The sequence below is a fragment of the Streptomyces sp. NTD107 genome (assembly GCF_059510435.1).
On the sequence record NZ_JCAJZV010000001.1, the window covers coordinates 627665 to 653168 of the forward strand.

General features: G+C 73.9%; 17 protein-coding genes. 4 read left to right on the forward strand and 13 right to left on the reverse strand.

The genetic code is table 11. The features are described 5' to 3' along the window. Positions 1-10 precede the first annotated feature (10 nt). Genes AC5WRL_RS02780 through AC5WRL_RS02805 form a run of 6 tightly spaced genes read right to left on the reverse strand, consistent with a single transcriptional unit; the run spans position 11 to position 14559 of the window. Positions 11-1051 (reverse strand): HAD-IIIC family phosphatase, encoded by a 1041-nt coding sequence (locus tag AC5WRL_RS02780; RefSeq protein WP_496086607.1) that lies wholly within the window; start codon positions 1049-1051, stop codon positions 11-13. Then, the gene (locus tag AC5WRL_RS02785) at positions 1048-2187 is read right to left on the reverse strand and encodes an acyl-CoA dehydrogenase family protein (RefSeq protein WP_496086608.1); all 1140 of its coding nucleotides are present in this window, start codon (positions 2185-2187) and stop codon (positions 1048-1050) included. The genes AC5WRL_RS02780 and AC5WRL_RS02785 overlap by 4 nt, the downstream gene beginning before the upstream one ends. Next, positions 2184-2450, reverse strand: coding sequence for an acyl carrier protein (locus tag AC5WRL_RS02790; RefSeq protein WP_496086609.1), 267 nt, complete (start codon positions 2448-2450; stop codon positions 2184-2186). The genes AC5WRL_RS02785 and AC5WRL_RS02790 overlap by 4 nt, the downstream gene beginning before the upstream one ends. Before the next feature lie 49 nt (positions 2451-2499). Further along, a complete protein-coding gene (locus AC5WRL_RS02795; RefSeq protein WP_496086610.1) occupies positions 2500-3351 on the reverse strand; it encodes a 3-hydroxyacyl-CoA dehydrogenase family protein in 852 nt (283 codons plus the stop codon). Continuing rightward, complete coding sequence (locus tag AC5WRL_RS02800; RefSeq protein WP_496086611.1) at positions 3348-12704, reverse strand: SDR family NAD(P)-dependent oxidoreductase; 9357 nt, start codon at positions 12702-12704, stop codon at positions 3348-3350. The genes AC5WRL_RS02795 and AC5WRL_RS02800 overlap by 4 nt, the downstream gene beginning before the upstream one ends. A gap of 16 nt (positions 12705-12720) precedes the next feature. Beyond that, complete coding sequence (locus AC5WRL_RS02805; protein ID WP_496086612.1) at positions 12721-14559, reverse strand: fatty acyl-AMP ligase; 1839 nt, start codon at positions 14557-14559, stop codon at positions 12721-12723. Positions 14560-14820: 261 nt separating this feature from the next. Here AC5WRL_RS02805 and AC5WRL_RS02810 point away from each other — a divergent pair, with 261 nt between their 5' ends. The 4 genes from AC5WRL_RS02810 to AC5WRL_RS02825 all read left to right on the forward strand — a co-directional run bounded on the left by AC5WRL_RS02810 (position 14821) and on the right by AC5WRL_RS02825 (position 18081). Beyond that, a complete protein-coding gene (locus AC5WRL_RS02810) occupies positions 14821-16056 on the forward strand; it encodes a beta-ketoacyl-[acyl-carrier-protein] synthase family protein (protein ID WP_496086613.1) in 1236 nt (411 codons plus the stop codon). After that, the gene (locus AC5WRL_RS02815; protein ID WP_496086614.1) at positions 16053-16967 is read left to right on the forward strand and encodes an acyl-ACP desaturase; all 915 of its coding nucleotides are present in this window, start codon (positions 16053-16055) and stop codon (positions 16965-16967) included. Before AC5WRL_RS02810 ends, AC5WRL_RS02815 begins: the two co-directional genes overlap by 4 nt. Positions 16968-16999: 32 nt before the next feature. Continuing rightward, a complete protein-coding gene (locus AC5WRL_RS02820; protein WP_496086615.1) occupies positions 17000-17248 on the forward strand; it encodes an acyl carrier protein in 249 nt (82 codons plus the stop codon). Positions 17249-17481: 233 nt separating this feature from the next. Continuing rightward, positions 17482-18081, forward strand: a complete 600-nt coding sequence (locus AC5WRL_RS02825) for a DedA family protein (protein ID WP_496086616.1) — start codon at positions 17482-17484, stop codon at positions 18079-18081. Between the two features lie 28 nt (positions 18082-18109). On the opposite strand, the gene AC5WRL_RS02830 is transcribed toward AC5WRL_RS02825, so the two are convergent. From AC5WRL_RS02830 to AC5WRL_RS02860, 7 genes are all read right to left on the reverse strand, one after another. After that, entirely contained in the window at positions 18110-19357 is a 1248-nt protein-coding gene (locus AC5WRL_RS02830; RefSeq protein WP_496086617.1) for an Nramp family divalent metal transporter, read from the reverse strand. 10 nt (positions 19358-19367) lie between these two features. After that, positions 19368-20348: a phosphotriesterase family protein gene (locus tag AC5WRL_RS02835; protein WP_496086618.1), complete on the reverse strand. Its 981-nt coding sequence runs from the start codon at positions 20346-20348 to the stop codon at positions 19368-19370. A 49-nt stretch (positions 20349-20397) separates the two neighbouring features. Next, positions 20398-21939, reverse strand: coding sequence for an MDR family MFS transporter (locus AC5WRL_RS02840; protein ID WP_496086619.1), 1542 nt, complete (start codon positions 21937-21939; stop codon positions 20398-20400). Positions 21940-22095: 156 nt separating this feature from the next. Then, entirely contained in the window at positions 22096-22911 is an 816-nt protein-coding gene (locus AC5WRL_RS02845) for a DUF4097 family beta strand repeat-containing protein (RefSeq protein ID WP_496086620.1), read from the reverse strand. Continuing rightward, the gene (locus AC5WRL_RS02850) at positions 22908-23543 is read right to left on the reverse strand and encodes a response regulator (RefSeq protein ID WP_496086800.1); all 636 of its coding nucleotides are present in this window, start codon (positions 23541-23543) and stop codon (positions 22908-22910) included. The genes AC5WRL_RS02845 and AC5WRL_RS02850 overlap by 4 nt, the downstream gene beginning before the upstream one ends. Further along, a complete protein-coding gene (locus AC5WRL_RS02855) occupies positions 23540-24772 on the reverse strand; it encodes a sensor histidine kinase (RefSeq protein WP_496086621.1) in 1233 nt (410 codons plus the stop codon). Before AC5WRL_RS02855 ends, AC5WRL_RS02850 begins: the two co-directional genes overlap by 4 nt. Then, positions 24769-25404, reverse strand: a complete 636-nt coding sequence (locus tag AC5WRL_RS02860) for a DedA family protein (protein ID WP_496086622.1) — start codon at positions 25402-25404, stop codon at positions 24769-24771. Before AC5WRL_RS02860 ends, AC5WRL_RS02855 begins: the two co-directional genes overlap by 4 nt. Positions 25405-25504: the final 100 nt, after the last annotated feature.

A 25504-nucleotide genomic window follows, 5' to 3' on the forward strand; every position in this document is an offset into this window, starting at 1 on the left:
GCGGCGCGGATCAGCCGCCGGTGCGCAGGTCCAGGTACGGGGGCGGCTCGGGCACCTCCGCGTCCGCCGCCGTCAGCACCAGGCGGTCGCCGTGCCGGCCGGTCTCCTCGAAACCGGCGAAGCGGTACGTCACATACATCACCCGGTTGCGGTCGGTGGGGACGAACTCGGCCGTCAGCCGGGCGCCCCGCCGCCGGGCCAGCCGCATCACGTGGTGCAGCAGCACGGTGCCCACGCCCCGGTTCATCACCCGGCACGACATCAGCAGCAGCTTCAGCCGCCACCGCTCACCCGCCGTCTCCACCAGGGCCAGGCCGATCCGCCCGTACGAGCCGAACCGGTCCTCCAGACCCGCCATCAGCAGCAGATGGTCCGGCGACGCCGACAGCCGCTCCAGCTCCTCGTAGGAGTACGTGGCCCCGGTGGAGTTGAGCTGATTGGTGCGGACCGTCAGCTCCTCCGCCCGCTGGAGATCGCTCACCCGCGCCCGGTCGATGGTGAAGACCATCCCGAGGGTGGCCAGGAACTCCTCGCCCGCCCCCGCGAAGCTCTCCTCCGCCCGCACCCGCGCCTCGCCGCTGCGGTACATCTCCCGCCGCCGCGCCGCGTCCTCGGTGCGGAACCGCGGGGTGAACTCCGGCCGGCCCGCCAGCTCACCGGCCTCCTCGGCGCTCACGCACAGCACCTCCGGATGGGCGAAGGCCACCTCCTCCAGCTCGAACGGCTGGTCATCGATGAACGCCAGCGCGTCGATCCCGATGTTCAGGGACTTCGCCACCGCCTCCACCGACACCGACTTCGGGCCCCAGGTGATCTGCGGGGCCAGGAAGTACTCGGCGATGCCCAGCTCCTCAAGGCGCCGCATCGCCGCGTCGTGGTCGTTGCGGCTGGCGATGGACAGCAGGATGCCCCGCTCGTCCAGCGCGCGCAGCGTCTCCAGGACGCCCGGCCGCAGGGGGACGTCCCCGTCCTCCAGCAGCACCCCGTCCCACACCGTGTGATCCAGGTCCCACACCGCGCACTTGACGCGGCCACGGCCGTCGCTCGTCATGACGTTCCCCCTCCCGGTGTCCGCGGGCGCCCGGCGCCGGCGGTGGTCAGCGCGTGCTGCGCGATGAGCACTTCCTGGATCTGGGAGGAGCCCTCGATGATCTCCATGATCTTGGCGTCCCGGAACCAGCGGTGCGCCGCGTGCCCCTCGGCGCAGCCCACCGCGCCATGGATCTGCACCGCGTCGGCGGCGGCCCGCATCGCGGCGGTCGAGGCGAAGTACTTGGCCGCGCAGGTCGCGGTCAGCGTCGCCGGATCCCCGGCGTCCTTGAGCGCCCCGGCATCGCGGCACAGCGCCCGCGCGGCCCGCAGATCCACCGCCATCCGGGTGATCAGCCGCTGGATCAGCTGGTGTTCACCCAGCAGCGCCCCGCCCTGGCGGCGCGTCGCCGCGTGGCGCACGCTGCCCTCCAGGGCCGCCGCGATGATGCCGGTGCTGCCACTGGCCACACTGTGCCGGCCGATGTCCAGCACCCCGGTGGCGATCGCGGTGCCCATGCCCTCCGCGCCCAGCAGCGATCCGGCCGGCAACCGGGCACCGGTGAACCGGATCTCGGCGGTCAGCGCCGCCCGGGTGCCGAGCAGACCGCGCACCGGGGTACGGACCACCCCCGGCACGTCGGCCGGCACCAGGAACGCGCTCACGCCGCGCCCGGTGCGGGCGAACACCAGCAGCACGTCGGCGCGTTCGCCGCCCGTCACCCACTTCTTGTGGCCCTCCAGCAGCCAGCCGCCGTCCGGCGCGGGCCGGGCGGACGCCTGCACGGCGGTGAAGTCCGAGCCGGCCGCCGTCTCCGTCAGACAGAACGCGCCCAGCTCCGCCCCCGCCGTCAGCGGCTCAAGCCAGCGCTCGCGCACCGCAGCCCCGCCCCAGCGGTCCACCGCGTACAGGGCCATGCTGTGCACGGTCAGCAGGCTGCGCAGCGACGAGCAGCCCCGGCCGATCTCCTCGTGCAGCGCGGCGAACTCCACCATGGAGCCGGTGCGCACCGCCCCCCACCAGCCGTGCTCGGCCACCGCCCGCAGCAGCCACTCGGGGATCGCCTCGTCGCGGTCGAACGCGTCCGCGTGCGGGATCAGTTCGGTGTCGACAAAGGTACGGGCGCGGTCGGTGCCGGGCGGCGCGGCCGTGCTCACGCCTCACCCACCGAGGCGGCGTCCGGCGTGCGCAGCCGCCCGACGAGGGCGGACATGGCCGCCACGGTGCGGAAGTTGTCCAGGGACATGTCCTCGTTGGGAATCCGCAGCGCGAACTCCTTCTCCAGGAACATCACCAGCTCCATGGCGAACAGGGAGTTGACGAACCCCAGGGTGAAGATGTCGACATCGTCGTCGAGTTCGACGCCCGGGAAGCGGGTGAGCACGAAGTCCCGGATGGTGTGGCCGGTCTGTTCCGACATTCCGATTCTCCTTGAACACGTTCGGGGTGAGCGGGGGTGTGGGGAGGGGTCACGCCGCGTCGGCGTAACGGAAGAAGCCCTCGCCCGACTTGCGGCCGTGCAGGCCGGCGTAGACCATGCGCTGCAACAGCGGGCACGGCCGGTACTTGCTGTCCTGGAAGTTCTCGTACAGCACATCGATGCTGTAGAGGATGGTGTCCAGGCCGATCAGGTCGGCCGTGGCCAGCGGCCCCATCCGGTGGCCGAAGCACTCCGTGAAGATCCGGTCGACCTCCCCGGCCGACGCCACCCCGTCGGCCACCAGGAAGACGGCCTCGTTGATGGTGAGCATCAGCACCCGGTTGGAGACGAAGCCGGGGGAGTCGTTCACCAGGACGCCGCTCTTGCCCACGCCCGCCAGCAGGGACAGCGCGGTGTCGATGGTCTGCTGCGAGGTGTGCCAGCCCTTGATGACCTCCACGGTGGACTTCATCGGCACCGGGTTCATGAAGTGCATGCCCAGCACCCGGTCCTGCCGGTTGGTCCTGGCGGCCACCTTGGTGATGGGGATCGCCGAGGTGTTCACCGCGAAGACCGTCCGCGGCGGGCACACCTCGTCCAGGCGCGGATACAGCTCCCGCTTCAGCTCCCAGTTCTCGGTGATGTTCTCCACCAGGAACTCCACCTCGCCCAGCTCCGCCAGGTCGGTGGTGTAGGTGACGCGCCCCGTCATGTCCGCGCGGTGCGGCCCGGTGGCGCCCAGCAGCGCGCCGAACCGCTCGTACCGCTCGACCTCCGAACGCGCCCGGTCCAGCGCCTCCTTGCTGCGGTCGGTGAGCACCACCTCATGGCCGTGCTCGGTCAGATTCTGGGTGAGCCCGGTGCCCATCACCCCGGCACCCACCACTCCCACACGTGTCATATCGACGTTCCTCTCAGCGTTGCGGGTTTCGTCGCGGCCGGTACGTCCGTGCCGCCGTCGGCCGACCGGGCCAGCCGCACCACCTCGCGTACCGTCGGCGCCTCGTACAGCACATGCGGCGGCAGCCACGGGCAGTTCAGGGCGGCCCGCATCCGGTGCACCAGGTCGACGCCCAGCAGCGAATTGCCGCCCAGTTCGAAGAAGTCGTCCTCGGCGCCCACCCCGGCGACCCCGAGCACCTGGCCCCACAGCTCGGCCACCGCGCTCTCCTCGCCCTCGGCGGGTTCGGCGTAGGCCACCGCCAGTTCGGGGCGCGGATGCCGGGCGCCCGCCGGGTCACCGGCCCGGCCGGCCAGCTGCGCCAGATCGAGCGACGCGGTGATCGAGGCCAGTTCGCCGATGTCCTGCGAGCAGACCACCACCTGCTGGTCGGGCCCGGCCAGTACCTTCAGCAGGGCCTGCCAGCCCTCGTCGAAGGTGATGCCGATCCGTTCCCGGTTGGTCCGCAGGAAGGCGGTGGTCGACTCGTCGAAGCCGGCCAGCGCCATGTCCCAGGCGTTCCACCGCCATTCACCCCAGTCGATGGTCACCACCCGGGGCCCGCCCGGGGAGTTGGCGGCGTCGCTCGCGTGCCCGCCGAGCGCCGCGTTGGCGGCGCAGTAGTCCGCCTGGCCCGGTCCGCCGCCGGTGACGGCGGCCGTGGACGAGAACAGCGCGAGGAAATCCACCCGTTCGCGGGCGAGGCGGTCGCGCAGCGCCTGCGCGCCGGCCAGCTTGGGGCGCAGCACCGCCGTGGCGTCCTGCGCGGTCTTGAACTGCATGACGCCCAGACCGGGTACGCCCGCCGCGTGCAGCACGCCGTCCAGCCGGCCGAAGCGCTCCAGCGCCGCGTCCACCGCCCGGTCGACCGAGCCGGGGTCGGCCGCGTCCATCGCCACCACCAGCACCTGCGCGCCGTCCCGCTCCAGGCCGCGTACCTCCTCGATCCGGCGCACGACCTCCTCGGGGGTGTCCTGGTCGGCGGCCAGCCGCGCCCAGTGCTCGCGCTCCGGCAGCCCCGAGCGGCCGGCCAGCACCAGCCGGGCCCGTACCGAGGAGGCCAGCTGCCGGGCCATGGCCAGCCCGATGCCGCCCAGGCCACCGGTGATCAGATAGACGCCCTCCGGCCGCAGCACGTCGGTGGGCTGGGGCGCCGGCCGGGGCGGCAGCGGGCTGTGGGTGCCCGCCCAGCGGCGCCGGCCGCGCAGCGCCAGCTGCCGCTCGTCAGGCCGCGCGCGCTCGCCGGTCAGCTCGGGCAACAGCCGCCGGGCCAGCGCGGCGGTCGCCTTCCTGCCGCGCGGCACGGTCACATCGATGTGCCGGACATCCAGGCCCGGGTACTCCAGCGGGGCCACCTTGCACGGTCCGGTGACGGTGGCCTTGGCCGGATCGACGGGCTCGCCGCCGGTCACATCGAACGCCCCGGCGGTGATCACCGCCACCGCGCTCGGTGCCCCGGCCCCGGCACCGCCCGCCGCCTGGAGCAGCGCCAGCAGGGAGTGGAAGGTGGCGACGGCGCGTTCGGTGCCGCGCAGCGCGTCCGGTATCGGGTCCACGCCCCACAGATGGGCCACCCGCAGCGGCGCCTCGTCCTCGGCGCGCAGCGTGGTCAGCAGCTCGCTCCACTGGCCGGCGTCGGCCGGGTCGAGGGTGAAGGCGTCCGGGGCGGTACGGGCGAGGCGGGTGCCGGGGGTGGCCAGTACGGTGTCGGCACCGGCCGCCCTCAGCTGTGCGGCCAGGGCGGGGGCCAGGCCGGTGGTGTCGGTGAGCAGCAGCCAGCGGCCGGTGGCCGCGGCCGGCTCGCGCGGCGGCAGCTGCCGCCAGCCCGGCACCGAAAGCCACTGGTCGACGGGCAGTTTCGGCAGCGCGGCCAGCCGGCTGCCCGGGGTGCCGCCGGCGGCCGGCAGCGGGCGGGCGCCGCGCCCGGCCCGCTCGGGCGTGTCGATCCAGTACCTGGCGCGCTGGAACGGATAGGTCGGCAGCGGCACCCGGTTGCGGATCTCGCCGTCGTGGTAGGCGGCCCAGTCCACGGCCGCGCCGAGCGTCCAGGCCCGGGCGAGCGCGCCGTGCAGGGCGGTGAGCGCGTCGTGCCGCCGGGCGTGGGCGGGCAGCACGGGCAGCACCGTTTCGGCCGGCCGCTCCCGGGCACCGTCGTCCGGGCCGAGGACCAGCAGCAGCCGGTCCGGCTCGGCCGACGGCACCCCGCCGCCGGCACCGCGCGCGGGCTCGGCGGCCAGCAGCCGCCCGGCCCAGAACGCCGGATCGGTGGCCCGTGCCGCGTCCGGCGCCGCACCGGGCAGCGCGGGCGCCGCCAGGGTCACCTTGGCGCGGATCCAGGACGTCAGCTGCTCGGCGGCGTCCCGGGCGCCCTCGGCGGTGAGCCTCGCCTGCTCGGCGAGGACACCCAGCGCGTCCTCCAGCGACAGCACCCCGGCCACCACCGCGGCCGTCAACTCGCCCACGCCCGTACCGCGCACGGTGTCGGGGCGCAGCCCCCATCCGGCGAACAGCACGGCCAGCGCGTACTGCGCCGTGAAGGCGGCGCACGCGGTCACCTCCGGCGCGGCCGGCTCGTCCCCGGCCCCGTTGATCACCTCCAGCACGTCGGTGCCCAGCAGCGGTCGCAGCACCGCCCGGCACCGGTCCACGGCGGAGCGGAACGCCTCCTCGGTGCGGTACACCCCGGCCGCCGCGCCCGGATACCAGGCGCCGGCCCCCGGGAAGACATAGCCGACCGGCCGCTCCCGCAGCCGCTCGCGCCGCTCGTACCCCTCGCCGCCGCCCTCCAGCAGCCGCAGCGCGTCCTCGGTGCCGCGCACCACCAGGGCGCGCCGCTCGTCGAACCGCTGCCGCCCCACCTGGAGGGTGAACGCCACATCGGCCAGCGGCAGTCCCGGATGCCGGCGCAGATGCCGGGCCAGGTCGCGCCCGGCCTGCTCCAGCGCCTGCCGGTTGCGGCCGGACAGGGTCAGCAGCTGGGTGTCCCGGCCGGGTGAGCCGGCCCGCTGCGGGGGCGCCTCCTGGAGGACCACGTGCGCGTTGGTGCCGCCCATGCCCAGCGAGTTGATGCCCGCGATCCGGGGCCGCCCGTCCGGCGACTCCCAGGGCGTCAGCGCGGTGTTGACCCGGAACGGGCCGTGCTCGAAGTCGATCTCGGGGTTGGGAGTGGTGAAGTGCAGGCTCGGCGGCAACTGCCGGTGCTGGAGCGCCAGTACGGTCTTGATCAGCCCGGTGGCGCCGGCCGCCCGGTCCAGATGCCCGAGGTTGGTCTTCACCGAGCCGACCCTGGTGTTGCCGGCCGGGGCCCCGGCGAACGCCCGGCCCAGCGCCGACATCTCGATGGGGTCGCCCAGTTCGGTGGCGGTGCCGTGCGCCTCGATGTACGAGACCTCCGCCGGACGCACCCCGGCGTCGGCGAGCGCCCGGCTGATCACCTCGGACTGGCCGCGCACGCTGGGCGCGGTGAAACCGACCTTGAGCGAGCCGTCGTTGTTGACCGCCGAGCCCCGGATGACGGCGGCCACCGGGTCGCCGTCCGCCAGCGCCCGCGACAGCCGCTTCAGCAGCACCACCGCCGAGCCGTCGCCGAAGATGGAGCCCCGGGCGGCGGCGTCGAAGGTACGGACATGGCCGTCCGGTGACTCCATGCCGCCCTCCTGGTACACGTGGCCGACCCGGTCCGGGACCCGGACCGACACCCCACCGGCCAGTGCCATGTCGCACTCGCCGGCCAGCAGGGCGCGGGCCGCCAGATGGGTGGCCACCAGGGACGTCGAGCAGAAGGTCTGCACGCCGAGGGAGGGCCCGGAGAGGTTGAAGCGGTAGGAGACGTTGGTGGTGAGGGCGTCCTTGTCGTTGCTGATGACGACCTGGTACTCGTTGACGGACGCGGCCGTCTCGGGGTCCTCGTACAGCTTGCGGATGTAGGTGGAGATGTTGGCGCCGCCGTACACGGCCACCGAGCGCGGCCGGTCGCCGTCGCCGTAGCCGGCGCTCTCCAGCGCCTCCCAGCAGCACTCCAGGAACAGCCGCTGCTGCGGGTCCAGCAGCCGGGCCTCGCGCGGGTTGTAGCCGAAGAACTCGGCGTCGAACATCGCCACGTCCTCCAGCACCGGGCGGGCCCGTACGTAGTCCGGCCTGGCGGCCTGTTCGGCGGGCACCCCGGCGGCGACCAGCTCCTCCTCGGTGAAGAACGAGATGGTCTCCTCGCCGTCCCGCAGCACCTGCCAGAACCGATCGAGGTCCGCCGCGCCGGGGAAACGCCCCGCCATGCCGATGACGGCGATCGCGTCGTCGTCCGGCACCGCCGGAGTGGCCCGCGGCACGGGCGGGGCTACGGGTACGGGGGCGGGTCCGGGGGCGGGTGCGAGGGCGGGTGCGCGGACGGGCGCCGGGGCCGGCTCGGCGACCACCGGGGCCGGCGGGGCCTGCGCCACCACCGGCCCGGCCGCGCCGCGCTCGCGCAGATACGCCGCCATGGCCGTGATGGTCGGCGCCTCGAAGAGCGCCACCGCCGGCAGGGTGAGCCCGAACTCCTTGCCGATGGAGTTCATCAGCTGCATCCCGATCAGCGAATTGCCGCCCAGATCGAAGAAGTTGTCGTGACTGCCCACCTCGGCGGAGCCCAGGGCCACCCGCCACAGCGCCGCCAGCCGCCGTTCGGCGTCCTGGCCGGCCTGACCGGCTGCCGCGCCCGGGCGGGCGAACGGCTCCGCGCCGCCGGGCACCGGAACCGGGGCCGGGGCCACCGGCCGCGCGCCACCGGTCCAGGCCGCCAGCCGGGCGGTCAGATCGCCCTGGGCGACGACCAGCCGGTCCGCGCCGCCCAGCACCCGGTCCAGCACGGCGAGGCCCTGCCGAGGGGTGAAGGAGTACCGCTTCAGGGAATCGCCGAGGCCGGCCGCGCCGGGCCCGTCCACCGTGGACCGCCAGGTGTCCCACGCGATGCTCTGCCAGCCCGGCCGGCCCAGCGCCGTCTGCTCCTGCGCGAACCGGTCCAGGAAGGCGTTGGCGGCGGCGTACGCGGTGAAGCCGAGCCCGCCCAGCACCGCCGACATGGACGACATCAGGAGGACGAAGTCCGGCCGCTCGCCGGCTAGCGCGGCGCCGAGCGCGACGGTGCCGCGCACCTTCGCGTCGAAGTGGGCGGCCACCTGGGCGTCCGTCAGCCCGGCCAGCGGGGCGAACACCTCGGCGTCGGTGAGCCCCGCCGCGTGCACCACGCCGCGCAGCGGCCCGAACTCCGTACGGGACCGGGCCACCACCGCGCCCAGCGCGGCGGGATCGGCCACATCGGCGGCCATCACCTGTACCCGGGCGCCGCGCCGCTCAAGGTCCAGCACGCCGCGTACCCGCCGCGCCACCGGGCTCTGCGGCCCGGTCAGCAGCGTGTCCCACCGCTCGCGGGGCGGCAGCCCGGAGCGGCCGGTGAGCACCAGGCCGACGCCGGGCGCGCGTTCGGCGAGATGCCCGGCGATGACCAGGCCAAGCGCGCCCAGGCCACCGGTGATCAGTACCGCGCCGTCCGCGCGCGGGGCCACCGGCGCGGTGGCCGGCCGGTGAGCCGGGCGGTACCGCTGGACGAAGCGCACCCCGCCCCGTACCGCGACCAGGTTCTCCTCGCCGGAGCGGGCGAGTTCGGCGGCGACCGTCTCCGCCGCCCGATCCGGCGCGGCGGCCTCCGCCGGGGCCAGATCCAGTTGCCGGCAGGACCAGCCGGGGTACTCCTGCGGAATCGTCAGGGCCGGCCCGGTCAGCGTCGCCTTGACGGCCTGGACGGGCTCCCCGTCCCGTACCGCCTGCGCCCCGTCGGTGACCACCAGCAGCCGCACCGGCTCCCGGACCCGGCCCGCCAGCGCGGTGGTGGCCCGTACCAGCGCGGTGAAGCCCAGCGCCTGCGCCCGCTCGGCGCTTGGCCGTTCCGCGCCGGTGACCGACCACAGCTGCACCACGGTGCGCGGGAGTTGGTCCTCGGGCAGTTCGTCGAGCAGCCGCGCGTGGTCCCCGGCGTCGCCGGGCCGCACCGTGAACGACCCGGGCCCGTGCTGGGCGAACGCCGCGCCCTCGGTGACCACGACGGCCGGCCCGCTCGCCCGCAGCCTGTCGGCCAGCCGCTCGCCGACGCCCAGCGCGTCGGCGTAGATCAGGAACGGGCCCGCCACCGTACCGGCGGTGCCGTCCGCCGGCTCCCAGCCCTGGGCCCACACCTGGGGCGCCGGGGGAGCGGCGGGTACATCGGCCGGTGCGGTGGGCTGTGCGGTGGGCTGTGCGGTGGGCTGTTCGGCGGGCTCGGGCCAGAACCGCCGGTGTTCGAACGGATATCCGTCCAGGGTCACCACCCGGCCGGTCTCCCCGTCCGGCGCCAACTCCACCGGCACGCCACGCTCCCACAGCCGGGCCAGCGTCGCCGCCACCAGCGCCCCGGGCCCGCGCCGGTCGGCCGCGCCCGGCAGGGTCGGCAGCGCGGTCAGCTCCGCCGCGCCGCCCCCGGCGGTGGCTATCTGCGTGGCGAAGCTGGCCAGTTGGCCGGGCCCCGCCTCCAGGAGCACCCGGGGCCGGCCGTCCGCCAGCCGCCGTACGCCCTCCGCGAAGCGGACCGTGGAGCACAGATGCCGCGCCCAGTACCCCGGGTCCCGGGCCTGCTCGGCGGTGATCCAGTCGCCGGTGACATTGGACAGATAGGGGACGGCCGGCGCGCCGCGCGGCACCGAGGCCACCAGCGCGGCCAGTTCGGCGGCCTGCCCGGCCAGCGCCGGATGGTGCATGGCCCGGTCGGTGGCGATCCGCATGAACGCCACCCGTTCGGTGCGCAGCCGCTCCTCGAAGGCGCTCACCGCCGCCACCGGGCCGCTGACGACACAGGTCAGCGGGCCGTTGGTGGCGGCCAGTACGACGTCCTGGGTGAGCAGCGGCGTCAGCCGCCCGGCGGGCAGCGCCACCGTCGTCATCGCCCCCGGCTCGGCGCCCGCCACCAGGCGGGCCCGCCGGATCACCAGCAGCAGCGCGTCGGACAGCGAGAACACCCCGGCCAGGCACGCCGCCACATACTCGCCCAGGCTGTAGCCCAGCAGCGCGCCCGGCGTGACGCCGTGCTCGCGCCACAGCGCGGCGCACGCGTAGTCCACGGCGAACACCGCCGCGTGCCCGACCTCCAGCCGCTGGTGCAGCGGCGAACCGGCGTCCGCCCCGCCGAGCGCGGCGGCCGGCCCGAACGCCCCGGAGGGCGCCGTCTCCCGACCGCCCGCCGGGTACAGCACCTCCCGCAGGTCAAGACCCAGCTCCGCCCCGGCGGCGTCCGCGCACGCGTCGAACGCCGCCCGGAACGCCGGCCGGCTCTCGTACAGCGCCCGCCCGGAGCCCACCCGCAGCTCGCCGGTGCCGGGCAGCAGCAGTGTCACCGGCACCCCGGGCCCGCCCGGCGGCACCGCGCGGACGGTGCCGCCGGGCGCGAGCCGGTCCAGGGCGGTGGCCAGCTCCTGGTGGTCCGCGCCGCTCACCGCCGCCCGCTGCTCCAGCACGCTGCGGCCGGTCCGCAGGGTGCGCGCCACATCGTCCAGGCGCGGCGCGTCCTGGCCCGCCAGCCGGGCGGCCAGCTGACCGGCCATGGTGCGCAGCGCGTCCGGGGTGCGCGCCGACAGCGTCAGTACCCGGTCCCGGGCGGGTTCGGGCGCGCGCTCGGCGGGCGCCGGGGCCGCCAGCACCACATGACTGTTGGTGCCGGACCAGCCGAACGAGCTCACCCCCGCGATCCGTGGCCCGCCGTGGCGCGGCCAGTCGATGAGCCGGTCGGGCAGCAGGGTCGGGCAGGCGTCCCAGTCGATGGCGCCGCTGGGTTCGTGGTGGTGGAGGTTGCGCGGAACGGCGCCGTGTTCCAGCGCCAGCACCGTCTTGATCAGCCCGGCCATGCCGGCCGCGCCCGTCAGATGGCCCACATTGGTCTTCACCGCGCCGACCACCAGCGGCCGGTCGGCGTCCCGCCCCGGGCCGAACACGTCGTGCAGCCCGGCCATCTCGATGGAGTCGCCCAGCAGGGTCCCCGACCCGTGCGCCTCCACGAAGTCCACGTCGTCCGGGGTCAGCCCGGCGTCCGCCAGCGCTGCCCGGATCACCGCCCGCTGCGCGGTGCCGTTGGGCGCGGTGAGCCCGTTGCTGGTGCCGTCCTGGTTGACGGCCGAGCCGCGGAGCACCGCCAGCACCCGGTGGCCGCGCGCGGTGGCGTCGCTCAGCCGCTCCAGCACCACCACGCCGCAGCCCTCGCCCATCAGGAACCCGTCGGCGGCGGCGTCGAAGGTCTTGCAGCGGCCGTCCCGGGCGAGCATCCGCATCTTGGAGCCCTGCCGGTACGTGTCGGGGTGCAGGATCGCGCTCACCCCGCCGACCAGCGCCAGCTCGCTCTCGCCGGACCGCAGGCTGCGGGCCGCCAGATGCAGCGCCACCAGGGAGGAGGAGCAGGCGGTGTCCAGCAGCAGCGCGGGCCCGCGCAGATCGAGCAGGTACGACAGCCGGCCGGCCACCACGCTGGAGGCGGTGCCGAGTCCCAGATACGGGTCGTCGAGCACGTCGGGGCCGCCGCGTTCGCGCTGGAGCGAGGCGTACTGGTTGCCGGGCATCATCCCGACGAAGACGCCGGTGGCGGAGCCGCGCAGCCGGTCCGGGGCGCAGCCGGCGTTCTGGAGCGCCTGCCAGGCCACTTCGAGCAGCATCCGCTGCTGCGGGTCCATCCGCAGCGCCTCGCGCGGCGAGATCCCGAAGAACGCGGCGTCGAAGCCGGCCAGTTCGTCGACGAAGGCGCCCTTGGTGGTGTAGGCGGTGCCGGGCGCGTCGGGGTCCTCGGCGTACCGGGCGTGGGCGTCCCAGCGGTCCGCCGGTACGTCGGCGGACGCGTCGTATCCGGCGGCCAGCAGCTCCCAGAACCGTTCGGGGCTGTCGGCGCCGCCGGGGAAGCGGCAGGCCATGCCGACGACGCACACCGGGTCCTCGTCCACCGCCGGGCCCGTTCCGGTGTCCGGTCCTGTGGCCGGTGCCGGTGCCGGTGCCGGTGCCGGTGCCGGCGCGGCGGGCACCAGATGGGCCACCAGCGCATCGATGGTGGGATGGTCGTACAGGGCGGTGGGGGAGAGCTGAAGCCCGAACCGGTCCGCCAGCTCCCCCGACAGGCTCACCGCGTCCGTGGAGTTGACGCCGTAGACATCGAACGGGGTCCCCGCGTCGACCTCTTCCGCCGCCACACCGCTCATCTCCGCGACCCGGCCGGCCAGCCAGGACCGCAGCGCCCCGGCCGGGGCGGGCACGGATGTTCCGCTGTCGTCGCTCATGGCTCCCCAGTCCCCGTCAGGCGAGTTGATCGGCATCGAAGCTCCCCGCGCTCCAGCGCTCACGGCACTCCGCGCGCTTGATCTTGGCGCTGGAGGTGTACGGCAGGACCCCGGGCCGCAGCAGCCCCACCTCGCTCACCCGCACCCCGTGCTCGGCGGTCACCGCGCGCCGCACCGCCGCCTCGATCTCGGCGGCCGGCACCGCGCCCCGCGGCACCTGCGCACCCTCGGCGACCGGGCCGCGCAGCACCGGGTGGCGGCGCTGGACCTCCACCAGCACCACCAGCTGCTCCTTGCCGCCCTCGTCCACCGAGAACGCCGCGCAGCGGTCCTCGCGGATCGCCCGATGGCTGCGCGAGACCGCGGCCTCGATGTCGTGCGGGTAGTAGTTGAGGCCGTCCAGGATGATGACGTCCTTGCGCCGGCCGGTGATGAACAGCTGCCCCTCGTACAGGAATCCCAGATCACCGGTGCGCAGAAACGCCAGCTCCGGGTCGTGCGGCAGCCGGGCCCCGAACGTCTCCTCGGTGATCGCGGGCGCGTCCCAGTAACCGGAGCCCACGCTGTACCCGGAGACATAGACCTCGCCGATCTCGTCCGGCGCGCACGGCTCGCCGGTCACCGGGTCCACCACCCGCAGCGTCAGCGACGGCTGGATCTGGCCGCAGCCCACCAGCCGCCGCTCCCGGGCCCCTTCGGCGGCCGGCCGTACCCGGCCCGCCACCAGGGCGTCCGCGTCGAAGGACCGGATCACCGGCTCCTCCGGCGCCGGCCCGCCGCTCACCATCACCGTGGACTCGGCCAGCCCGTAACAGGGGAAGAACGTCTCGCGGCGGAACCCGGCGGGCCCGAACTTCTCGCAGAACCGGTCCAGGGTCTCCGGGCGCACCGGCTCCGCGCCGACCGCCGCCAGCCGCCACCCGGACAGATCCAGCTTCGCCAGCTGCTCCGGGCCGATCCGCCGCACACACAGCTCATAGGCGAAGTTGGGCGCCACCGAGATGGCGTCACCCCGGTCGGAGATCGCCCGCAGCCAGTTGAACGGATGCTGGACGAACGCCAGCGGCGGCATCAAGGTCGCCTCGAACCCGGCGAACAGCGGCTGGAACACCGCGTTGACCAGGCCCATGTCGTGGAACAACGGCAGCCACAGCACCACCGGCGGCGGCGACTGACCCTCCGCCAGGTCCCCGCGCGCCCCATTGGTGTGAATGAGCGCCAGATTGTCCAGCACATTCGCGTGGGTGAGCATCACCCCCTTGGGCAGCCCGGTGGACCCCGAGGAGTACTGGAGGTACGCCACGGTGTCCCGGCCGATGTCCGGCGCCCGCCAGGCATCCGCCGCCCCGCTGTCCACCCCGTCGGTGGCCAGCCGTACGACGCCGTCCAGCGCCGCCGTCACCTGCCCGCTGCCGGCCAGCTTGTCCAGCACGGCCGCCGTACTCGCGAACACCGCCGGCCGGCAGGACGCCAGCACCGCCTCCAGCCGGTCGGTCTTCGCACCGTCCCGGCCGGTCTCCACGGGCGGGATCGGCACCGCGATCATGCCCGCGTACAGCGCACCGAAGAACGCCGGTACGAAATCCAGCCCCGGCCCGTAGTTCAGCAGCACCCGGTCACCGGGGGCCGCGATGCTCAGCAGTTCCACCGCGATGGCCCGGGCCCGCAGATCGACCTGGACCGGGGTGAGCGAATCGCTTTCCGTCACCCCGTTTTCCAGAAAGGAGAAATAAACGCGGTCGGGCTCCTCCGTCGCCCGCGTACGGCACATGTCGACCAAGGTGAGCCAGCCGGGCTCATCGGCCTCCGGCGCGGGCGCGCCGACGGCAGCGGGAGAAAAAGTGCCCTGCACCATGCCTGACCTCTCATCCGAGGAGCGGTGAATTCAAACCGACCGGAATTCCGGGGCGAGCGGTGGCCATCTTAGGCAAGCGGTACAGGGCCCCGGCAACCGTCCTTGGAAGAGGTTCGGATCCATCTTTGGAATGAGTCAACAGCCGTCTGCGGGAGGGCCGTTATTCGTCCCTCAGCGGCTATTTTCCGGCCCTTGCCATCCGTACGCTTCTGCTGCACAGGCGCACCGGCCGACACGGAATTCCCGAGAAAGGGTTGTGCTGTGCTGGACCAACGTGAACACGTACGCCCCGAAGTGGTGGTGACCGGCATGGGCGCCACCACCCCGCTCGGCGGGGACGTCCCCACCAGCTGGTCGGCCCTGCTGGCCGGCGAATCGGGCATCACCACCCTGGAAACCCCCTGGGCCGAGCGGCTACCGGTACGGATCGCCGGCGTACTGCGCAAGGACCCTTCCGAGATCGTCGACCGGGTGCAACGCCGCCGGCTCGACCGCAGCCAGGAAGCCGCCCTGGTGGCCGCCCGCGAGGCATGGGCCGACGCCGGCGCCCCCCAGGTGGACCCCGAACGGCTCGCCGTCGTCGTGGGCACCGGCATCGGCGGCGCGCTCACCATGCTCGACCAGGACGACCGCCTCGAAGAACTCGGCCCCCGGCTGCTGTCCCCGTTCACCATCCCCCGGCTGATGCCCAACGGCGCCGCCGCCGTGGTCTCCCTGGAACTCGGCGCCCGGGCCGGCACCCACGCCCCCACCAGCGCCTGCGCCTCCGGAGCCGAGGCACTGGCGGTCGGCGCCGCGCTGATCCGCTCCGGCCGCGCCGATGTGGTGGTGGCCGGCGGCACCGACGCCTGCCTGCACCCGCTGTCCATCGGCGGCTTCGCCCGGATGGGCGCCCTGTCCACCCGCAACGACACCCCCGAACTCGCCTCCCGCCCCTTCGACCGGGACCGGGACGGCTTCGTCATGGCCGAGGGCGCCGGGATTCTCGTCCTGGAGCGGGCCGGGTTCGCCCACGCCCGCTCCGCCCACCCCTACGCCGCGCTCGCCGGCACCGGGGTCACCTCCGACGCCCACGACATGACCACCCCCGACACCCGGGGTCAGGTCCGCGCCATCACCGAGGCCCTGCACGACGCCGGCCTGGGCCCCGCCGACATCACCCATGTCAACGCCCACGCCACCGGCACCCCGGCCGGCGACATCACCGAGGCCCGGGGCATCGCCCAGGCGGTCGGCAGCCACCCGGCCGTCACCGCCACCAAATCCGCCACCGGCCATCTGCTGGGCGCCGCCGGGGCCGTGGAGGCCATCTTCACCGTGCTCACCCTGCGGCACGCGCTGATCCCGGCCACCCGCAACCTCACCGACACCGCACCCGAGGTGGAACTCGACCTCGTCACCGGGGAACCCCGGGCCGCCTCGGTCACCGCCGCCCTGTCCACATCCTTCGGCTTCGGCGGCCACAACGTGGTGCTGACCTTCAGGAGTCCGACGTGAAGCTCGACGTGCTGGCCGAACTGGAACCGGTCGTCGCCCAGAACCTCGACCGCCATCTGTCCATCGCCAAGGAGTGGATGCCGCACACCTACGTCCCCTGGGAGGAGGGCCGGGACTTCACCGAACAGCCCTGGCACCCCGACCAGTCCCGGCTCACCCCACAGGCCCGGATCGCCCTGGAGGTCAACCTCCTCACCGAGGACAACCTGCCCAGCTACCACCGGGAGATCGCCAACCGGTTCGGCCGGGACGGCGCCTGGGGCACCTGGGTGGGCCGCTGGACCGCCGAAGAGGGCCGGCACGCCATGTGCATCCGGGACTATCTGCTGGTCAGCCGGGCGGTGGACCCCGACCGGCTGGAGGCCGAACGGATGGCCGTGATGCAGGCCGGCCACCACAGCGAACGGATGGGCGCCGTCGAATCACTGGCCTATGTCTCGCTCCAGGAACTGGCCACCCGCATCGCGCACCGCAACACCGGACGCTTCGTCAACGACCCGATCGCCGACCAACTGCTGACCCGGGTCGCCGCGGACGAGAACCTGCACATGATCTTCTACCGCTCCCTGGTCTCCGCCGCCCTGGAGATCGACCCCTCCGAAACGGTGCGCGCCATCGCCAAGGAAATCACCTCCTTCGCCATGCCGGGGACCATGATTCCGAACTTCACCCGAAAATCCCTGGTGATCGCCAGATCCGGCATCTACAACCTGCGCATTCACCACGACGAAGTGGTGCGCCCGATGCTCAAACACTGGCGGATCTTCGATCTCGAAAAGCTCGACCCCACGGCGGAGGCGGCCCGCGAGGAGCTGGCCGCCCACCTCGATGTCCTCGAAGTCCAGGCGGAAAGCCAGCAGGAGCGATTCGCCGCCTCGGCCGAAGCCCGCCGGGCCCGCACAGCTCATTGACCAGCCCACCACGGCAGAACCTGGAGAACCTCATGTCCGAGCAGTCCATCCTCACCTCGGTGGCCGGCATCGTCGAGGAAATCGGCGGCATCCCCGCCACGGATGTCACCCCCGAGAAACACCTCATCCAGGACCTGAACATCGACTCGCTCGCCCTCATCGAAATCGCCGTCGCGGTCGGGGAGGAATTCAAGATCGAGCTGAGCGACGACGAACTGAAGGAACTGCGCACCGTCCAGGACGTCGTCGAGCACATCGAGAAGGGCCTGGCGGCCCTGTGACCCCGCCCGCCGACTGACGGCACCACCACCGCCCACCAGGAGCGGCCGGCCCCGGGCCGGCCGCTCCCCGCGCTTGCCGGCACCCCCGCACCGCCGGCGGCGGCCCTGTGGAGCTCCGCAACCCGGCAGGGGAGCTGTCCGCAGCGCCCCCGCGCGTCACGATGCGTAGTCTGTCGGTACCGGAAGGGGGCGGCCGGCCCCCGGGCAACCGACGACGCACGGAGAGACCATTCGTGAGCCACAGCGGTGCATTCATCCCGATCGCGGCCGTGTATCTGCTGGTGGCCCTCATCGTGTTCGCCGGCCGGACCGGCCTGCACACCGTGGTGATCCCCGCCGAGGCCGCCGCCCTGTTCGCCGGCGCGGCCGGCGGCGGCGCGCTGGCCCCGGCGGTCGATGTCCCGATCGCCACCATGATCGCCGTGGTCGCGCTGTCCGCCATCGCCGCCTCCGCCGCCGCCTACACCGCCGGCCACCGGCTGGGACCGCCCGCGCTGGGCTGGCGGGTGCTCATCGTCCGCCGCGAACGGCTCCTCCAGGCACACCGGTTCCTGCACCACAGCGCCCGCTCCGCGCTCTTCCTGGGCCCCTTCACCGGCTTCCGCCGCCACGTACTGCCCGCGCTGGCCGGGATCACCGCGCTCCCGTACCCCCGCTTCCTCACCTGGACGGGCCTGGGCACCGCGGTGTGGACCCTGCTGCTCGTGGGCCTTGGCGGCCTCGCCTCCCAGCACGCCCAGGGCGCCACCCGGATCACCGCCGTCCTCTTCCTCGTCGCGGTGATCTCCCTGGTGGCCGCCGACTTCACCGCCTGGCGCCTGCGCACCAGGTGAGCGGCCCGCGCGGCAGGGCGTCAGGGCGTCAGGGCGCCAGCACCAGCCACAGCAGAAACGCGTTCAGCGCGATGATCGCCGCCGCGATCACCCCGTAGAGAACCGTCACCCGCCGGGAGTTGACGTACCGGCCCATCACCGAGCGGTCGCAGGTGATCACCAGCAGCGGCACCAGCGCCGGGGCGATGCCGAAGGACAGCACCACCTGGGACAGGATCAGCGCCTGGGTGGGATCCCACCCCGCCATCGCGATGACCACCGCCGGGGCCATGGTGATGGTGCGCCGGATCACCAGCGGGATCCGCGCCCCGGTGAACCCCTCCATCACGATCTGCCCCGACAGTGTCCCGATGCCCGACGAGGACAGCCCGGCCGCGAGCAGCGCCAGCGCGAACACCAGCGCCGCCGCCGGACCCACCCAACCGCCCAGCGCCGCGTGGGCGTCGGTCAGCGACGCCACCTCGAACAGCCCGGAGCCGTGGAACGCCCCAGCCGCCACGATCAGCATCGACGCGTTGATCACCCCGGCCAGGCTCAGCGCCACCAGCACATCGAACCGCTCCGCGCGCAGCGCCCGGTCGATCTCCTTGCCGTTGCCGGCCACATGCCGGCGCAGCACCAGCGCCGAATGCAGATAGATCGCGTGCGGCATCACCGTGGCGCCCACGATGCCCAGCGCCAGCAGAGTCGCCCGGTGATCGGCGCCGCCCGGCACCAGACCGGACACCAGCGCCGTACCGTCCACCCCCGAACGCATCATCAGATAGCCGAAGCCGGCGCACATCAGACACAGCATCGCGGCGATCGCCATCTCGAACGGGCGGTGCCGCCGGGACTGGATGCCCAGCATCAGGTACGACAGCGCGCCGGTGAGACAGACCGCGGCCGGCAGCGGCATCCCGAACAGCAGGTCCAGCGCCACCGCCGTGCCCATGAACTCGGCGATGTCGGTGGCCATCGCCATCACCTCGGCCTGCAACCACAAGGCCCGGGTGGTACGCGGCCCGAACCGCTCCCGGCACGCCTGGGGCAGCGAACGACCGGTGACAATGCCCAGCTTCGCCGACAGGAACTGCACCGGCATCGCCACCAGTCCGGCGGCGATCACCACCCACAGCAGGGTGTACCCGTAGCTGCTGCCGCCCTCGATATTGGTGGCGAAGTTCCCCGGGTCCACGTAGGCCACCGCCGCCACGAAGGCCGGGCCGAGCGCCCGCAGCGCCGTCACCGGTACGGGGGCGTGCCGCCGGCGCCGTACCGTTGGTGGAGTGCTCACCGCGCCCGCCTCAGCCGGCCAGGAAGCGGCGCGGATTGTCCACCAGCATCCGCTGGATGTCGGCCTCGGCGACGCCGAGTTCACGCAGCCGGGGCAGCACGCGGTCGCTGATGTGGGTGAAGTTCCACTCGGGCAGGCCGCGGGCCTTCACCGCGTCCGGGTCGGGCGCCAGATAGTCGGGGAAGCAGTGCGCGTCGTGCGAGAGCACCATCCGGTCCGCGTACCCGCGCCGGGCCAGCGCGGCGACGGTGGCCACCCGCTCCTCGGTGCCGCCGAACAGCGAGAGCCCGAACCGGTCCATGCCCAGCGTGGCCCCCGAGTCCGCCAGCTCCATCAGATAGTCCAGATCGGTGCTGTCCCCGGCGTGACCGATCAGCACCCGGGTCAGATCCACCGACTCCTTCGCGAACAGGTCCAGCGCCAGGCGCCCGGCGCCGCTGCCGCTGTCGGTGTGCACGCTGATGGGCGCCCCGGTCTCCCGGTGCACGGAGGCCACCGCCCGGGCCACCCGCTCCACCCCCGGCACCAGACCCGGCGCCTCCACACAGCACTTGAGCAGCGCCGCGCGCACCCCGCTGTCCGCGATCTGGGAGGTGAGGTCCTTGGTGAAGTCGGCGATCATCGGGTCCGGCTGGTCCAGCAGCAGCCCCGGACCGCGGAAGGCGTAGTGCTGCGGCACCGCGTCGAAGGTGTAAAGGCCGGTGGTCACCACGATGTTCAGCTCGGGCACCCGCTCGGCGACCCGCCGGATCAGCCGGATGTCCCGCCCGATGCCCTGCACCGTCTGGTCGACCAGGGTACGGATGCCCCGCCCCGCCAGCTCCCGCAGCTTGCGGGCCGCGTCCTCCACCCGCTCCTCCTCGTCCCACCAGGCGCCCACCCCGTAGTCGCGCACATACTCCGGAGAGAGGACGAACAGATGCTCGTGCATGAGAGTGGGGCCGAGATCCTCGGGCGCGACGGAACCGAGCACGGTGGGTATGCGGGACACACTCACTCCTTGGGGAGGCCGGTGGGGAAGGGGAGCGGGGAAGCGGGGGCTACGCGTCGTCCCGCACCGTGCGGCGCAGCGGGACGGCGGGGATGAACCAGGCGAGCAGCAGCATGGCCGCCGCGAACGGCAGGGCCGCGGCGAACACCAGATGGATCGAGTCGGCGAAGGCTTCCGCCACGGCGGGGCGCGCCGACTCGGCTATGCCGCCGCCGTGCCGGGCGATCGCGTTGTAGGCGTCATCGGGGTCCACCCCCGGCGCGGCGCCCGGCAGGGAATCCCGCAGCCCGCGCAGCAGCAGCGCGCTGAACAGCGCGGTGCCCACCGCACCGCCCAGCGCCCGGAAGAACATGGTGGCGGCGGTGGCGGTGCCCAGATCGGCGTGCGGTACGGCGTTCTGCACGATGAAGACCATGAGTTGCATGTGCAGCCCGACCCCCACCCCCAGCAGCGCCAGCGGGATGAACAACTGCCACAGCGGGGTGTGCGTCTCCAGCAGCGTCAGCCCGCCGAAGCCGGCCAGCACCAGCAGTGAGCCGGCGATCGGGAACCGCCGGTAGCGGCCGGTCGCCGACACCCGGATCGCGGCGGTCATCCCGGCGCCCACCGCGAGACCCATGGTGGGCACCAGCACCAGTCCGGCCACCGTGGGGCCGGTGCCCCGGCTCACCTCCACGAACTGCGGCACGTACACGATCGTCCCGAACAGGGCGATCCCCAGCAGCCCGGAGGACGGCACCCCCAGCGCGAACACCGGATTGCGGAACAGCCTGGGCGGCAGCACCGGTTCGGCCGCGCGCCGCTCCTGGAGCCAGAACAGCACCCCGAGCAGCACCGCCGCCGAGCCGAGCCCCAGGATCTGCGGCGATCCCCAGGCGTACTCGTTGCCGCCCCACACCGTCACCAGCAGCAGCGCGGTCACGGCGGCGGCCAGCAGCGCGGCGCCGGTGTAGTCGATGGCGGGGCGGGGCCGCCGGGGGGTGTGCGGCACCCGGAAGGTGAGATAGGTGATGATCAGACAGGTCAGCCCGAGCGGCACATTCACATAGAAGATCCACCGCCAGCTCAGATGCTCGGCGAACACCCCGCCCAGCAGCGGCCCGCTCATGGAGCCGATCGCGAACACCCCACCGGTGTAGCCCTGTACCCGGCCGCGTTCGGAGGCCGGCACCAGATCGGCGAAGCCCGAGGTGGCCAGGTTCATCAGCCCGCCGCCGCCCAGCCCCTGGAGCGCGCGCATCGCGATCAGCATGCCGATGCTGGTGGACGCGCCGGCCAGCGCCGAGGCGACCACGAAGATCGTCACGGCGGCCAGGAACGTACGCCGCCGCCCGTACAGATCGCCCAGCTTGCCGTGGATCGGCGCGGACGCCACCGTGGTGATCAGATAGGCCGTCACCGCCCACGACACCGAACCGGTGACATGGAACTCGCGGGCGATCGCGGGCAGCGCCGTCGCCACGATCGTCTGGTCGAGCACCGCCAGCAGCAGCGCCATCGCGAGCCCGCTCAGCGCCACCCTGGTACGGCGCGGCAGTCGACTGGGACCCATCTCCGTGCTGACAGCCGCGGCTGCCTCGCTCCTGGTCACGCGGAACCGGCCTTCCCTGGAAAGGACGCTGAGCGCATTCCATGCTAGGGAAATCGGCCGCCCCGCTCATCGGTCGCCCGATGGAATCCCGTTCCGCCTCCGGTAGGTTTCCGCACCGCCCCGGGAATGAGCAACCCTGGCCGCGCGGTGCCGAATTCAGGGTGCGCCGGCCGGGCTCACCCGCACGCTTCCGTCCCGGGTGGAGACCGTCACCGTACGCTCCGAGGAGGGGTACGAGGCGAGCCCGATGCCGGCGTCCCCGCCGCGCTGCCCGATGTCCAGCGCGTAGCCGCCGGGCGGCTCCGGAAGCACCAGCGCCACATCCCCGTCCCGGGAGGAGACCCGCACCCGCGGCGGCGGCGCCGTGAAACCCAGCGACACATCGCCGTTACGGGTGGCGACCTCCGCCGCCCCGGCCAGCCCGCTGCCCGTCACCGCCCCGTCCCGGGTGCTCAGCAGCACCGGCCCGGCGCTGTCGGAGACCTCCACCGCGCCGTCCCCGCCGGCCACCTCCACCCCGCCCGCGACCCCGGTGACCCGCACCGCCCCACCGGCCGACACCCGTACCGCCACCGCCTCGGGCACGGTGAGCGTCACCGACGAGCCGCAACCGCGCCCCGGCAGCCCCGGGCAGCGCACCGAGAGCCGCAGCGTCCCGCCGTCCTCCTCCTGGACCACCCGCGGCTCGAACAGCGACCAGCTCAGCTCCCAGTGGGCCCGTACCGTGTCCGTCCCCGGCTCGGCGCGCACCGTCACCGCGTCGCCGGCGCTGACCTCCACCCGGTCGAAGTCCCCCGGATGGCTGCTCTCCTGCTGCCCACCGGTACGGGTCAGGTGCGAGGCGATGAACACGCTCAGGAACAGCACCACGCACGCCGCCGAGAGACCGCCGGTGATCAGCAGCCGGCGGTCCGGGGCGGGCGGCGCCGGACGTGCCTCGCGAGCGGCGCCGGTGGTCGTGGCGGCCGTCATGACTTCAGATAGTGGACCACGGCGAGAATGCGCCGGTGCGAGCCCTCGGCCATGTCCAGACCCAATTTGCGGAAAATGGAATTGACATGCTTCTCCACCGCGCTGCTCGACACATAAACCTGCCGCGCGATCGACTCATTGGTGTGCCCCTGGGCCATCAGCGACAGCACCCGCGATTCGCGCTCGGTGAGCGTGCTGAGCGGATCGGTGCGCCTGCTGCGCGCGAACAACTGCCGGATCACCACCGGATCCAGCGCCGTGCCGCCGTGCGAGACCCGCTCCAGGGCGTCCATGAACTCCTCGACCCGCGCCACCCGGTCCTTCAGCAGATAGCCGATGCCGCCCGCGTCATGCGTCAGCAACTCGGTGGCGTACCGCTCCTCCACGTACTGCGACAGCACCAGCACCCCCATCGAGGGCCAGCGCCGCCGGATCAGCAGCGCCGCCTTGAGCCCCTCGTCGGTGTGCGTCGGCGGCATCCGCACATCCACCACCGCCACGTCCGGGGTGTGCCGCTCCACCTCCACGATCAGTTCCACCGCGTCCCCGGCCCGGCCCACCACCTCGTGCCCCTCGTCCTCCAGCAGCCGGGCCACCCCCTCGCGCAGCAGCACGGAATCCTCGGCGATCACGACGCGCACGGCAGCTCCACGGTCATCACGGTGGGCCCGCCCACCGGACTGGTCACGGACATCTCACCCTCGACGGCGGCAACTCTGCGCATCAGCCCGGAAAGACCCGCCCCCGAGGTGTCCGCGCCGCCCACTCCGTCGTCCTCGATCACTATGAGAGCACGCTCGCCCTCGGCGCGGATGCTGACCCGGATGAGATCGGCCGCCGCGTGCTTGGCCGCGTTGGTGACCGCCTCCGACACCGCGAAGTACGCCACCGGCTCGATCCCGGCGGGCAGCCGCCACGGCAGCCGGTAGTCGATGCGCACCGGCACCGCCGACCGCTCGGCCAGCGCGGACAGCGCGGCGTCCAGACCGCGGTCGTCCAGAATGGCCGGATACACCCGCCAGGCCACATCGCGCAGTTCGGTCAGCGCCTGGAGCGCGTTCTCGTGCGCCCGGTCCAGGGCGGGCAGCAACTCGGCGCCGGGGCGCCGCCCGTCCGCCACCCGGCTCGCGGTGCGCCGGGCGCCCGCCAGCAGCAGCGCCAGCGCCACCAGCTGCTGCTGGACCCCGTCGTGCAGATCCCGTTCGATGCGCCGCCGTTCGGCGTCCACCGCCTCCACCACCGAGGCCCGCGAGCGGATCAGCGCCCGCACCCGGGCCGCCAGCCGGGCCGGCTCACCGGGTCCCAGCAGCCGGTGCGCGGCACGGGCGTCCCAGCGGGCCAGCGCGCCGGCGCCCCACGGCGCCAGCGCCAGCACCGCCGCCCCGGCCAGCACCCGTACCGCCTCGCTCAGGAATCGCGGATCCGCCCGGTACAGCGGCGAGGCCACCAGCGCCACCCCGAAGGACCAGCACAGCAGCACCGCCACCCCGGCCGGCAGACCCACCGTCACCCGGCCCACCAGCCACGAGCCGGTACGCCGCCCGGTGTCGGCCAGCACCTCGTGGTACGCCTCGGCGCCCGCGTCCTTCGCCGGCACCCCCGTCCGCGGCTCGGGGACCGACGCGGTGGGATCGGGTACGTCCGCGACACCACAGGCCCGCAGCCTGGCCCGTTCGGCGCGCCCGGCGCGCAACAACACGTCCTGGCGCACCTGTTCGCCACGCCGCCGCCACCGCCGGTGGCCGGTCAGCGGCAGCGCGATCAGTGTCAGCAGCGCCACCGCGCCCGCCGGCACATTCAGCAGCGCGTGCACCGTACGGGCCAGCGTCAGTTCCGCCGCCGGCCGCCATCGTCCGCTCATCCCGCCGCCCTCCCTGCCGTGGCCGGCCACCGGCCCCGGCCCCGGCCCCGGCGGCGCCGGGCCAGCAGCCACCACACCCCGCCGGCCGCGCCCGCCGCCGCGCCCAGCGCCCACACCGGGGCCGGACCCGCGACGGCGCCGTGCCCGCCGTATCCCACGGCCACGTACAGGCCGGTCCAGCACACCTCGGCCAGCAGCGCGAAGGCCGCGAACCTGGCCACCGGATAGCCGCTCAGGCCGGCCGCCGCCGCACCCGTGGCCCGCCCGCACGGAACGAACCGCAGCGGTACCAGGAACGCCCCGCCGCCGCTCCGTAACCGTGCCGAGGCCGCGCCGGTCAACTCGGCCAGCCGCGCCCCGCGCAGCGCTCCGGGCACCGGCCACGGCCGGCCGGCCACCCGGCCGCGCAGCCGCCGCGCCGAGCCGTACACGCCCAGATCGCCGGTGAGTGTCCCCGCCAGCACCGCCGAGGCCACCAGCACCAGTGACAGATCGCCGCGCGCCGCCAGCATCCCGGCGAGCACCACCAGGGTGCCGTTGGGCGCCAGCGGGGCGGCGGTGGCCAGAAACAGCACCGCGTACGCCCACGGTTCGGCATGGCCGGCTGCCGCCGCCAGGCTGTCCGCGTCCACCCTCACGTGCTCCTCTCCGGCTTCCCGGGTGTCAGTGTGCCAGCGGGTGAAAGCCCCGGCCATGGGGCCGGGCGGCCACTGGGGTGAGGTCCCTCGCACC